The organism is Methylomagnum ishizawai (assembly GCF_019670005.1).
Taxonomy (GTDB): domain Bacteria; phylum Pseudomonadota; class Gammaproteobacteria; order Methylococcales; family Methylococcaceae; genus Methylomagnum; species Methylomagnum ishizawai.
On record NZ_AP019783.1, the window covers coordinates 136,649 to 149,400 of the forward strand.

Consider the following 12,752-nt stretch of genomic DNA (forward strand, 5'->3'; position numbering starts at 1 on the left):
GGCTTACCAAACAATGAAAATAAGTCGCCATCCAAGCCGCGCCCGGCGTAGCCTCGGGTTCGCGCTAGCCGCCAGCCTCGCCGGTTGCGCCAGCACCGGAACCTCCCCCCAGAGCGATCCCCGCGACCCTTGGGAGGGCTGGAACCGGGAAGTCCAAAGCTTCAACGACAAGCTCGACGACTACATGATGAAGCCGGTGGCCCGTGGCTACCAATACATCACCCCTTCGATAGTCGATCAAGGCGTCACCAACTTCTTCAGCAATGTGGACGATGTGGCGGTCATCGGCAACGATCTGTTGCAATTCAAGCTACTGCAAACCGGCCAGGATGTCGGGCGCCTGGTGGTCAACACCACCTTGGGGCTGGGCGGCTTCGTCGATGTCGCCAAACACCTCTCGATGCCCAAGCACAACGAGGACCTGGACCAGACCCTGGGCGCCTGGGGCATCCCCTCGGGACCGTACCTGGTGCTGCCCTTCATCGGTCCCAGCACCCCGCGCGGCGTGGTCGGCGTGGCCGGGGACACCATGTCGAACCCGATCAACTGGATCAACCCGGTGGGTATCCCCTGGGGATCGGGCGTCCTCAAGACCACGGACATGCGGGCGGATTTGCTGAGCGCCACCAAGATCATGGACGAAGCCTCGGTGGACCGCTACGAATTCATGCGCAACGCCTATTTCCAACAGCGCAAATACCTGATCTACGACGGCAATCCGCCGATGGACGAGGATTTGGAAAAGGAAATGGATTTGGAGCTGGAAGGACTGGATTCGGGCGGCTCCACCCCACCGCCCTCGGTGGCCGCCCCCATGCCGACGGAACAGCAACCCGCCGAAACCGCCGGGAAATGACCCCGCCGGGGCGGGCTCGCAGCCCGCCCCTACGCCGCCGCCACGATCAAAGGCACCCGCATCTCCGCCGCGCTGACGCCGCCGTGCATCCCGATATGCTCGTGGCGGTGTTCGCCCGGCAGCCAATCCTTGATGACGTAGTCCTCCTTCATCACCAGCGTGTAATCGCCGATCCGGTCCCGGAGGGCGGGATGCGGCGTCCCCAGCCCGAAATAACCCCGCCCGATCAATTCGGCGCTAGGCAGTAAGTCCGCGCAATGGCCCAGTTCGGTGCGGACATAGCCCTCGAAATCGCCGCAGCGCTCCGGCTTCACATAGCAATACGCCACCCGCTGTTCCCCGCACAAGGGCAGCGCCAGGCAAGCGGCCAGGGCGGGATGGTCGTCGAGGCGGACGCGCCGGTCCTCGGGAACATCGATGAAACCATGGTCCGCCGTGACCAGGACCAGGGTGCCGGTGCCCTTGATATAGTCCAGGAACCTGAGGAAACCCTCCTCGAACCCGGCGAAATGCCAATCGGCCTCGGCGCTGAGCGTGCCCGCCTCGTGGGAAATCCGGTCCAGCTCCGGCCAATAGGCGTAGACGAACTTGCGGTCCGGGGCTTTGCGCAGGGTATGGGCCAGGGTCAGGAAGAAATCCTCCTGCCCGTCGTAGGGCCGCAGATCGGCCTTGCCCCGGTGCGCCAGGTTGAAATCGGAATGGATGATCCGGCGCGGCGCGGCCACATAGCCCGGCACCGGCACCCGGTCGAAGACGGGCAAGTGGTCGAACAGCTTGTTGGCGTCCACGCCCGCCTGGGACAGCGCCACGCCGCCATAGCGCGGCGTGCCGGGCAGCACCGCGATGACCGCGCCCAGTTCGCGGAAATACATATGCCAGCCGGTCAGCCCATGTTGTTGCGGGGCGACCCCGGTCAGGAACGTGGTGATGGCGGCGGCGGTGGTGGAAGGGAACACCGAGGTCAAGGTGCCGCGCACCAGCCCGCCGAGCCGGTTGCGCCGGGCGCGGCGGGCCAGGAAATCGCAGCCCAGGCCATCGACTACCAGCAGCACGACCTGCCGGTAGTCGGCGACTTCCTGGGGCCCCAGGATCGACAAGGGCACGTAGCCCGTGCCCGCCCCACCCAAGCCCTGGATCAGGCTCGCCATCAGGTTGACGATGCTTCCGCCCGCGTAGTCCGGCAATACCATGGTGTTTTCCCGTTGTTATCGTATACGCCTTCCGGGCGTGTGATCGGATCGGCTCCGGGAAGCAATCCCGGGGCGCGCGTTCCTCAAGCCGCCTCCCGCAGCCGGTCGATGGCGGACACGTCTGCGGCGTCCAGGCGGAGGGACGGGGCGCGCAGGCTGTCGGCGATGCTGGCGGGCCGGCTCGCGCCGGGGATCGGCAGGATGTGTTCGCCCTTGGCCAGGAACCAGGCCAGGGCGATTTGATAAGGGCTGGCCCCGTACTTCCCGGCGAGCTGGCCGAACAAGGCGTTTTGCCCCAGGCGCTGATGGCCGCGATGGCCGCCCACCGGGCTGTGCGGCAGATAGGCGATCTGGCGTTCCCGGCAGAAATCCACCAAGCCCGAGGCGAAATCGTGCTGCTCGAAGGGATTGCAGCGGTTCTGCACCGAGGCGATGGGCGTATGCGCCAACGCCTGTTCCAGCAGGGCGCGGTCGACATTGGACAGGCCGATATGCTCGATCTTGCCTTCTTCCTTGAGCCGGACCAGGGCTTCCAGGGAGGGCAGCAAGCCGAGCCGGGTATCGACCGCGTGCAGTTGGTAGAGCGCGATGCGCTCCACGCCCAGGGCTTGCAGGCTTTGCTCGCAGGAGCGGCGCAGGAAGGCGGGATCCCCGTCCACCACCCAATCGCCCTGGGGCCGCCTGAGTCCGCCCTTGGTGGCGACCAAGGCGAGTCCGCGCCGCCCGAAGTAATCCAGCGCCTGGGCGATCAAGCGCTCGTTATGGCCGATATCGGCATCGTCCAGGCAATACACGTTGGCGGTATCGATCAAGCCGCCGCCCGCGTCCAGGAAGGTGCGGATCACCTCGAAAGCCTGGCCGGGGTCCGGCCTGCCCTGGATCGACAAGGGCATCGCGCCCAGGCCGATGGGGGGTATGCGCCAACCGGTTCCATTGATTTCCCTGTACATGGCTTTTCCCTCCGAATGCCAGAATCGATAAACGGTGAATTTCTTGAAGTGCCGGATCATAGCATTGTTTGAGCCAGATCAAGAATCCCGGCCTTGGGAATCGCAAACCTCGCCAAGACCGCGCCGCGCCCAAAACCGGCCCGGCCCCCATCCCAAGCCCGGCCCCCGACCGCCGCGGCCCGCCTAAAAAGCGCCCCGCCGGACCGCCCTGGATGTTAAATTACCCAGCAAAACACTCCCATCCAGCCGACCGGAACCCGCGCCATGGACCCCCATCCCCCTGCCGAATCCCCCCTACCCACCAGCGCCGCCGACCTGCTCCGCGTGGCCCTGTTCGCCGCCGAGCGCCATAAAAACCAGCGCCGCAAGGACGCCGAAGCCTCGCCCTATATCAACCACCCGCTCACCGTCGCCAACATCCTCGCCAACGAGGGCGGGGTCGGGGACGCGGTGGTGCTGTTCGCGGCCCTGCTGCACGACACCATCGAGGATACCGCGACCACTTGGGAAGAACTGGAAGCCGAATTCGGGAGGGAAGTGACCAGCGTGGTGCTGGAGGTGTCGGACGACACCAGCCTGCCGGCGGCGGAACGCAAGCGGCTACAGGTCCAGCACGCGCCCAAGGCGTCGGAGCGGGCCAAGCTGGTCAAGATCGCCGACAAGATCGCCAACCTGCGCGACCTCAGCCACCGTCCCCCGGCGGGCTGGCGGCTGTCGCGCAAGCAGGATTATTTCGATTGGGCCAAGGCGGTGGTGGATGGGTTGCGCGGGATCAACCCGGCCTTGGAAGCGGCCTTCGACGCGGAGTATGCCAAGCGGCCACGGGACCGGGACGCCTAAGCATCCGCAGCTTCCGAAGATCAGGAAAAGGCCGCTGACGCGGCCTTTTCTGTTTGGTGTGGGTTGGGGTTATTGCACGGTATAGGTTTGGGTCGTCTGGTTGTTGGTTTCGTTGGCTTCCCCGGTTTCGCACCAGCTATTGGCGAAGGCCCGGAAGGTCTTGGCCCCGGCGGTGCCCGCGATCAGGCTGAGCTTGACGGTTTTGGACGCGCCCGCCGCCAAGGAGCCGATACCGGCCCAGGCGTCGCCTTCCGCGCCGCAGGCTTGGGCTTTGGGTCGGTTGGCCCAGGCGTCGAGATAGCCCGCGTCGCCCGCCGCCGTGCCTTGGTTGGTGACGGTCACGCTGGCGGTGAAGGCTTGATTGGCCTTGGGATTGGCCGGGTTGAGCGTGATGGCGCTGACCACGAAATCGGGCAGGTCGCCGTGGACGCGATAGGCCAGGGTGCGCTGGTTGTTGGTCTCGTCGATTTCGGGGGTGGCGCACAGGCCGTCGGCGAAGGCGCGGAAGGTGAACGTGCCCGCCTGGGTGGCTTGGAATCCACGGAAGGTCAGGGTTTTGCTGGCACCCGCAGCCAGGGTGCCGATGGGGGCGGATTGGTCGGCGGTCGCGCCGCAAACTTGGGCTTTGGCTTGGTTGGCCCAGGCCAGCAGGGTGCCACCGTCGGCGGCGGTGTTGCCTTGGTTCTTGACCGTGACCGTGGCGGTGTAGGCGGTGTTGAGGAGGGGCGAAGTGGGGTTGAGGGCGATGGCGGTGACGGCGAAGTTGGGGCCGTTGGGATCAACGATATCGGGAGTGTAGAGTTCGGTGGCGGCTAAAGCGCTTCCAGCATTGTACCCGCCTGCTGCGAGAACTTTGCCGTTAGAGAGCAGCGTGGCGGTATGACAACAAAGTGTCGTGAGAGTCGAAGTGGTGGCAGTCCAGGTTCCAGTAGACGGATCGTACAGCGCCGCTTTAGAAATATAGGCCGCACCGTTAGAGCCCCCTGCGACCAGGACTTTGCCGCTGGGTAGCAGGGTGGCTGTATGGCTAACTCGCGGATCGGGTATGGGTTTGGTGGCAGTCCAGGTTCCAGTAGACGGATCGTACAGCGCTGCGGTAGCGAGAGGCTTTGAAAAGTGTTATTGGAATAATGTTGCCCCCCTACGATCAGTACCTCGCCATTGGAGAGCAAGGTCGCGGTATGGGTGTCCCGCGCACCGGGCATGGAGCCAGTAGTGGCCCAAGTTCCGGTGGACGGATCGTACAGCGCCGCTTTAGAAATATCGGCTGTACCGTTAAAGCCCCCTGCGACCAGGACTTTGCCGTTGGGTAGCAGGGTGGCTGTATGGCCTTCTCGCGGGTCGGGCATGGGGTTGGTGGCAGTCCAGGTTCCAGTAGACGGATCGTACAGCACCGCGCTAGTAAGAGTAACTAAATAGTTAAATCCGCCGACAACCAGAACTTTACCGTTGGGCAGCAGGGTAGCGGTATGACCTACCCGGGCATCAGGCATGGAGCCAGTAATGGACCAAGTTCCGGTAGTTGGATCGTACAGCGTTGCATTATTAAGAAAAATTTTGGCACCGTTATTAGAGCCTCCCACGACCAGGACTTTGCCGTTAGACAGCAGAGTGGCGGTATGGTAAACCCGCGCATCGGACATGAAGCCAGTAGTGGCCCAAGTTCCGGTGGACGGATCGTACAGCGCCGCGCTGGTAAGGGAACCTCCGATATCATACCCTCCTGCGACTAGGACTTTGCCGTTGGATAGCAAAGTGTCAGTGTGAAAATACCGTGCCTTAGGCATGGCCCCAGTCCACGACCAACCCGCAGCCCGCGCCGCCCCCAAGAAAACCACCGCCCAAGCCGCGAACAGCCAGACGGCGCAACGCAAACCCACTTTGTCTCTGCGCATGATGTCGCTCCAATCGGAAAGAGGAAGAAAAGAAGCGTGACATGGCCCAGAGCCGCTAGCCTGTCCAGTTTCCGCCACGCCGACGCACAATAAATCTAACAGAAATTCAAACTATTGTGCCGGGAAAATTACAACTGTTTTCCGGTTTTCCGGCCATTTACCGGAAAACAGAACAACTTTTTTGTGCGGATGGATTTGACAACAGTCGGTTCAGATGAAACATGGCGAAATCCGGGCGTTTGGAGGCGCGACGCGACTCCCGGATTCCGTTGCGCTCCATCCGGGCTACGGAACTGTGGCCCGGATCAATGGCCGCATGCCATCATATATGGTGCGACCCACCGCTTGCCCCCACCCATCCAACGTCCCCCATCGCGCCATGGTCATCATCGAATATCCCGGCTTCACCAAAACCATCGGCGAGCTGATGGACGACGAAGACTATCGCGCCCTGCAAAACGCCTTGGTGGAAAACCCGGAACGCGGCGACCTCATCCCCGGTACCGGCGGCTTGCGGAAAATCCGCTGGTCCCTCGCGGGACGCGGCAAACAGGGTGGCGCACGGATCATCTACTATTGGTGGACCCGCACCAGCCGCCTCTACCTGCTGCTTGCCTACCCCAAGAACGTACAAGACAATCTAACCCCGACCCAAGCCAAACGCTTGGCCGAAGCCATTCACCGGGAACTCGACGATGGACGAAAAACTATTCGATGAACTGCTAGCCGGTATCCAGTGGATGGGTGCCCACCACCGGGGCGAAACCCAAACCGGACAGGTGTTTGAATACCCCGAACCCGATGTCGGAGCCATCCGCGCGGCTACCCGGCTCTCCCTGCCCGAATTCGCCTACTTGATCGGCGTCACGCCCCGTACCCTGCGGAACTGGGAACGCAAGTGCGTCTGCCCCACAGGACCGGCGCGGGCCTTGTTGAAGATCGTTTCCGCCAATCCACAAGCGGCAGTTGCAGCCTTGCGGAGTTCTTGTCGGTAACCCTACTGGCGGGCAAGCCTAGGTTCCCGGGTTCCACCCTGTCCGATCCGGGCGGTGGACTTTGGGGGTCGATGAGCGGAAGCTCGGCGGGATGCTTCGGAAACAAATAGCCCGGATACGCCGAAACGGAATCCGGGCCACGCGGATCAATCTCCAATCAGCGCAATTGCTGCGCCTTGTCCAGCTTCTCCCACGGCAGTTCGGTGAACGAAGCCCCGAAATGCCCATTCACCGGCAAGCGGGCGTAAAAACCGCCCTTGTGCTTCGAGGGCAAATGGCGCAGGTCGAAATCGCGGATGATGGCCCCGAGCCGGAAATCGATACACTCGGCCAGGCGGCTTTCGATCAAATCCTCGGCCACGGTGCCGGTGCCGAAGGTGCGGACCTCGATGCTCACGGGCCGGGCCTGGCCGATGGTATAGCTCAGTTGCACCTCGCATTCCTCCGCCAAACCCGCCGCCACCACGTTCTTGGCCGCGTAGCGGGCGGCGTAAGCCCCCACCCGATCCATGCGGCAGGGGTCCTTGCCCGACAGCGCCGAACCCGCGTGGCGGGCATAGCCGCCGTAGGTGTCGCTGGCGGTCTTGCGCCCGGTCATGCCGGAATGGGCCACCGGGCCGCTCTTGGCGAAACCGCCGCGGGGGTTGACGAACACATCGGTGGCCTCGTCCGGCTTGACCGCGATGCCCGCGAACACCGGCCCCACCACATGCTTGAGCAAATCGTTCCTGAGATTGGCCGGTTCGACCTGGACCTTGCCTTGCTGGCCCACGATCAGGGTGATGCTGTGGATGCGCTGGGGCACGCCCTCCACGAATTCCACGCCGACCTGGGTGGTGCAATCCGGCGAGAGATAGGGGATGGCTTTGGATTCCCGCGCCGTGCGCAGTTGCCGCGCCAGCCGGTTGGCCATGGCGATGGGCAAGGGCATGAACTCCGGGGTCTGGTTGCAGGCGAAACCGAACTGGGTGGTTTGGTTGCGGACCTCGATGCGGTCGAGTTCCTTGTCGCTCAATTGCCGCTCGTCCCAGGCGTAGCGCTGTTCCAGGGGTTGCGCGGTGAGGCTGGTGACCACGGTGCATTCCGAGGCGTTGAAGCCCTCCTTGCGGTAGCCGACCTCGCCCACCACCTGCCGCGCCAATTCCGGGATATCCACCGTGGCCTTGGAGGCGAACCGCGCCGCCACGAACACCAAGCCCTTGGACAGGGCGCATTCGGTGACGACATGGGAATAGGGGTCTTGTTGCAAGAACCTATCGACGATGGCGTCGGCGATGGTGTCGCAGACCCGGTCGGGATGGCCCTCGGCGACCGATTCGGAAGTGAACAGGAAGCTCTTTCTCATCGCAGCACCTCAATCTCGTTGTTATTTCCCAAAATCCGACGCGGGTTCCGGCGGGTGCTGGAGCCGCTTGATACCCTCGTTGACCACGAAGGGCAAGGTCGCCCCGGCCCCGATGGCGAGCCAATCGACCGGACCGATGGGCGCGAGCCGCAGCAGGGCGCGTAGCGGCGGAATATAAGCCGCCGCGATCTGCAACAGGATCGACCCGCCGACAGCATAGGTCAGATAGCGGTTCTTGGGCCGTTCGCCCGGATGGAACACGCCGGTCTTTTCCGAACGGCAGCTGATGGCATGGAGCAATTGCGCCAGGGTCACGGTCATGAAGGCATTGGTGCCGGCGTTGGCGGTGAGGCCACCATAGCGCAGCAGGCTGTAGGCATAGACGCTCATCGCGCCCCCGGTCAGGGCCAAGGACTCGCGCACCAGGCGCAGGGCGTCGTCCTTGCGGATGATGGGTTCGGCGGGGTCGCGGGGCGGTTGCTTGAGGACGTCCTGTTCCGGCGGTTCCAGCGCCAGGGCCAAGCCGGGCAGGATGTCGGTGACGAGGTTGATCCACAGCAATTGGATCGGGTTCAGCACCTCGCCCGCGCCGATGGCGGTGCCGATCAGCATCATCTCGATCTCGCCCAGGTTGCTGGACAGCAGGAACCTGAGGCTTTTGCGGATATTGGCGTAGATGGTGCGGCCCTGCTCCACAGCGGTGATCATGGTATGGAGGTTGTCGTCCTCCAACACCACGTCGGCCACCGAGCGGGCGACCTCGGTACCGCGCTCGCCCAGGGCCACGCCGACATCGGCGGCCTTGAGGGCCGGGCCGTCGTTGATGCCGTCGCCGGTCATCGCCACCACCCTTCCAGCCTTCTGCAAGGATTGCACGATCCTGAGCTTGTGCGCTGGGCTGACGCGGGCGAACACCGTGGTGTCGTTGACGATGCCGGACAAAAGCTCCGGTTCCAGCTTTTCCAGGCTGGCCGAATCGACGATTTCCAGCGGCTTGTCGCCGCTGAGTCCCAGGCGCTTGCCGACGGAAAAAGCCGTGGTGCTTTGGTCGCCGGTAATCATCACGGTGTCGATGCCGGCGGAGTGGAATTGCGCCATCAGTTCGGCCATGCCGGGGCGGATGGTGTCTTCCATGCTGCCGAGGCCGAGCCAGACCAGGTTTTGGGTCACGGCGGCGGTCGAAGTGTCGGCGGAATGGCCGTAGGCCACGCCCAGGACGCGCAACGCCTCCCCGGCCAGCCGTTCGTTGCAATGCAGGATGGTGGAGCGCTGCTCGTCGTCGAGTTCGACCTGGGAACCATCGGGCAGGCAACGATGGGTGCAGAGTTCCAACACATCGGCGGGGCTACCTTTCACAGCGATGAGGTGTTCGGCCCCGGTGTTGGTGCCGGTGTGGACCGTGACCATATAGGGCCGGTCTTCGGCGCGGTGCAGGGTCTTGACCAGCGGATGGGCCTCGCGGATGGCCTTCACATCGGCCCCCGCCGCCAGGGCGATTTCGATCAAGGCCGATTCGGTGGGCGAGCCCTCCAGACCCACGCTATCGCCCCGGTCGATGAATTTGACCTCGCTGCACAGGGTCACCATGTCCAGCAATAACTTGAGGTCGCTGCGTTCCAAAGGCGCGATGGGCTCGTCGTTGGCGAGGAAGCCGTCGGTCCCGAACGTCACCGAATGCTCGAACAATTCCACGCCCACGGCCCGCATCCGGTTCTCGGTCAAGGTGCCGGTCTTGTCGAGGCAGAGGGTTTGGATCGAACCCAAGCCTTCCACGGCGGGCAATTGCCGCACCAGCACCTTTTTCTCGCGCATCTGGCGGATGCCGAGCGCCAGGGTGGTGGTCGCCACGGCGGGCAAGCCCTCCGGCACCGCCGCCACCGCCAGCGAAATCGAGGATTTCAGCATTTGCAGGAAGCCGAAGCCCCGCGCCAGGCCCATCCCGAACATCCCGGCGCAAATCGCCCCCGACAGCACCGCGAGTTGGGTGCCCATCCGGTCCAATTGGCGTTGCAAGGGGGTATCCGGGGTCTTGACCTCGCCGACCAGGGATTGGATCACGCCGATCTCGGTATGCCGCCCGGTCGAAACCGCCACCGCCAAACCGCTGCCGCCCGTGACCACGGTGCCACGATGCACCATGTTCTTGCGGTCGGCCAGGGGCGTATCCTCGGCCACCACCAAGCCGTGATGCTTGCCCACCGGCAGGCTTTCGCCGGTCAGGGCCGATTCGTCCACGGTCAGGCGGTTGCTGGACAGCAAGCGGGCGTCGGCGGGGATGTAGGTGCCGGGTTCCAGCACCAGGATATCGCCGGGCACCACGTTCTCGACCACGATCTCCCGGCGCTGACCGGCGCGGACCACCTTGGCGTGGGTGGGGGTCATGGTGCCCAGGCTGCCGATGATTTTTTCCGCCGCGCTTTCGGTGGAATAGCCGATGGCGGCGTTGATCAACACCACGCCCAAAATCACCAGGGCATCGGCCACGCCGCCGGTCGCCACCGACACCGCCGCCGACAAGCCCAGCAAGGCCACCGGCGGATTCAGCAATTGCCCCGAGATCATCGACCAAGCCGAGCGCGGCTTCTGTTCGCCGAGGACGTTGGGACCGTAGCGGTCCAGGCGCACCAGGGCGTGGGCCTCGGGCAAGCCTTCGCGGTGGGTTTCCAGTGCGTCCAGTACGATATCGCCTTCCGCCGCGTGCCACGTCTGGCGCGGCGGGGCTTCGACCGTGGCCAAATCCACCGGGCGCTGGGTTTGGGACGGCCGGGCCGGACCGCGCCGCCAGCGGGGCAAGCGCAGGCCGAAACCTGGGCGCTGCCCGGTGGCGGGACGCTGGGCGGAGGCAACGGGTTCCGCCGGAGCCACCCGCTCGGCGGCGGGCCGGACCGCGCCGCCGCGCCAATGCGCACGGACGCAGGCTTCCAGTTCTTCCACCAACCCGGCCAGGGCGAGTCCGGGCTGGAAATGCACCACCGCGCTGCCCGTGACCGGATTGGCCTGGATGGAAACAAAAATGGCATGGGTCGCCACCAGCCCTTCCAGGGCGTGGCGCATCGCCTCGGAGCGATAAAGCCCTTTGACCTTGACGCGCATCCGTCCATGCGCCCCGTAGTGGACCAAAGTGACCAGCACCGCATCGACCGGGGTTGCGGCCTGGGCGGGAACACGGCTGGGATTGAGGGAATCGTTCATCGGCGGCTCTATGGAGGCTCGAAAGGGCGGGACCGCCCGCCGGGGTTTTCCAAAGCGGACGGATAACCGCACGATTTTAACCCTACGAGGTTAAAAAACCGTGACAATCCGTCCTTGTACGTAGGTGGCCCGGACCTGGGCCGGACCCGCGAGATGGAGCAGGCAGAACAAGCGCTGTTCCCAACTGTCGCAACGCGCCAGCCGGGCCGCGAGATAGGCGTCGTCGCCAACGGCCAGCGCGAAGAAATCGGCGTCCTTGCCGGGCGCGAAATTGCCGGTGGCATGGTCCAGCCACAGGGCCTTGGCCCCGCCCAGGGTGCCGAGATAGAGCAGCCGCGCCGCGTCCAGCCCCAAGCCTTGCAGTTGCTGCACCTTATAAGTCTCGGCCAGTTCCCGCCAAAGCGAGAATTCCGTGCCCGCGCCGATATCGGTGCCCATTATGACCGGGATGCCGCGTTCGACATGGCGCAAGAGCGGAAACAAGCCGCTGCCCAAATATAGATTACTGGTCGGGCAATGGCAGACCGCGCAGCCCGCCCCGGCCATGCGGTCCAGTTCCCGCGCGCTGGAATGGAGGCTGTGGGCCAGCACCGTGCGCGGCCCGACCAACCCGTAGCGGTCGTAAACATCCAGGTAATCGCGGCTGTCCGGGAAGCCGGAGGCCACCGCCGCGATTTCGCCGTGGTTCTCGTTGATATGGGCTTGGAGATAGGCGGTGGGCTGGTCGCGCAGGAGTTCGCCGCAAATCCCGAGCAGGGTTTCGGTGCAAGCCATGGGCCAGCGCGGGGTGATGGCGTAGTGGAGGCGCGGTTCGCCTTCACACAGGGCCATCAGCTTGGCCATGCCGTCCACGGCTTGGTCGAGGGTTTGCAACAGGACCGGCGGACCGTTGCGGTCCATCAGGGTCATCCCGGCGATGAGGCGCAGGCCTGAACGCTTCGCCGCCGCGAACAAGGCGGCGTTGGCCGGGTAATACTGCGAGCCGAACACCAAGGCGGTGGTGGTGCCCGCGGCCAGCAGCTTGGCGACGAAGCGCCCGGCGGTCGCCGTGGCGAAATCCACATCCTGGAAGGCCGCTTCCGCCGGGAACACCGAGCGCTCCAGCCAATCCAGCAATTGCCCGCCGGGGGCGGCGGTGGCGTAGAACTGCGGGAAATGGATATGGCCATCGACCAGGCCGGGAATCAGCCAATCCGGGCCGTGGTCGATGCGGCGGGCCTCCGGGAAGCGGGCCAGCAATTCGGGGCGGGGACCGTAGGCGGCGATATGGCCCTGGGCGTCCACGGCCAACGCGCCGTCGGGGATGATTTCCAAGGCATCGGGTTGGGCGAAAGGATCGCCGCGGAGGTGGGCGAGCGTGCCGGTGTGCAGGGTGGTGGCGTTCATGGGGGAACCTCCGATGGGAAACGGAGGGGGCATTTTATAGCGGGTGGATGCCGTGGGTTTCCTTTCCCCCAATGATCTTGCCCCAGCGTCAGCCCCAGGCCAT

At 64.5% G+C, this 12,752-nt stretch carries 10 protein-coding genes and 2 pseudogenes; 4 read left to right on the forward strand and 8 right to left on the reverse strand.

The window, feature by feature from the left end:
- The first annotated feature begins 13 nt into the window (after positions 1–13).
- On the forward strand, positions 14–856 hold the full coding sequence (locus K5658_RS00600) for an MlaA family lipoprotein (RefSeq protein ID WP_221065061.1): 843 nt from the start codon (positions 14–16) through the stop codon (positions 854–856).
- A gap of 29 nt (positions 857–885) precedes the next feature.
- Here the strand turns inward: K5658_RS00600 and K5658_RS00605 are convergent, their stop codons facing one another.
- Together K5658_RS00605 and K5658_RS00610 are read right to left on the reverse strand one after the other, a co-directional pair.
- Complete coding sequence (locus tag K5658_RS00605; protein ID WP_221065062.1) at positions 886–2,046, reverse strand: alkaline phosphatase family protein; 1,161 nt, start codon at positions 2,044–2,046, stop codon at positions 886–888.
- An 83-nt stretch (positions 2,047–2,129) separates the two neighbouring features.
- Positions 2,130–2,996, reverse strand: a complete 867-nt coding sequence (locus K5658_RS00610; protein WP_221065063.1) for an aldo/keto reductase — start codon at positions 2,994–2,996, stop codon at positions 2,130–2,132.
- Positions 2,997–3,260: 264 nt separating this feature from the next.
- On the opposite strand from K5658_RS00610, the gene K5658_RS00615 reads away from it, so the two are divergent.
- Positions 3,261–3,836, forward strand: a complete 576-nt coding sequence (locus tag K5658_RS00615; protein WP_221065064.1) for an HD domain-containing protein — start codon at positions 3,261–3,263, stop codon at positions 3,834–3,836.
- A gap of 69 nt (positions 3,837–3,905) precedes the next feature.
- Here K5658_RS00615 and K5658_RS00620 read toward each other — a convergent pair whose 3' ends face one another.
- The 3 genes and pseudogenes from K5658_RS00620 to K5658_RS24100 form a co-directional block, all read right to left on the reverse strand.
- The gene (locus tag K5658_RS00620) at positions 3,906–4,241 is read right to left on the reverse strand and encodes a CARDB domain-containing protein (protein WP_221065065.1); all 336 of its coding nucleotides are present in this window, start codon (positions 4,239–4,241) and stop codon (positions 3,906–3,908) included.
- Positions 4,242–4,337: 96 nt separating this feature from the next.
- Positions 4,338–4,925: pseudogene (locus K5658_RS24095) on the reverse strand (CARDB domain-containing protein); the annotation flags it as partial.
- Between the two features lie 41 nt (positions 4,926–4,966).
- Positions 4,967–5,731, reverse strand: a pseudogene (locus K5658_RS24100) (Kelch repeat-containing protein); the annotation flags it as partial.
- A 379-nt stretch (positions 5,732–6,110) separates the two neighbouring features.
- On the opposite strand from K5658_RS24100, the gene K5658_RS00635 reads away from it, so the two are divergent.
- The gene (locus tag K5658_RS00635; RefSeq protein WP_246628535.1) at positions 6,111–6,449 is read left to right on the forward strand and encodes a type II toxin-antitoxin system RelE/ParE family toxin; all 339 of its coding nucleotides are present in this window, start codon (positions 6,111–6,113) and stop codon (positions 6,447–6,449) included.
- Positions 6,427–6,726: a helix-turn-helix domain-containing protein gene (locus K5658_RS00640; protein ID WP_221065068.1), complete on the forward strand. Its 300-nt coding sequence runs from the start codon at positions 6,427–6,429 to the stop codon at positions 6,724–6,726. The genes K5658_RS00635 and K5658_RS00640 overlap by 23 nt, the downstream gene beginning before the upstream one ends.
- A 157-nt stretch (positions 6,727–6,883) precedes the next feature.
- On the opposite strand, the gene metK is transcribed toward K5658_RS00640, so the two are convergent.
- From metK to guaD, 3 genes are all read right to left on the reverse strand, one after another.
- Positions 6,884–8,071: a methionine adenosyltransferase gene (gene metK, locus K5658_RS00645; RefSeq protein ID WP_221065069.1), complete on the reverse strand. Its 1,188-nt coding sequence runs from the start codon at positions 8,069–8,071 to the stop codon at positions 6,884–6,886.
- A 21-nt stretch (positions 8,072–8,092) separates the two neighbouring features.
- On the reverse strand, positions 8,093–11,263 hold the full coding sequence (locus K5658_RS00650) for a cation-translocating P-type ATPase (protein ID WP_221065070.1): 3,171 nt from the start codon (positions 11,261–11,263) through the stop codon (positions 8,093–8,095).
- A 90-nt stretch (positions 11,264–11,353) separates the two neighbouring features.
- Positions 11,354–12,649, reverse strand: a complete 1,296-nt coding sequence (gene guaD / locus K5658_RS00655) for a guanine deaminase (protein WP_221065071.1) — start codon at positions 12,647–12,649, stop codon at positions 11,354–11,356.
- Positions 12,650–12,752: the final 103 nt, after the last annotated feature.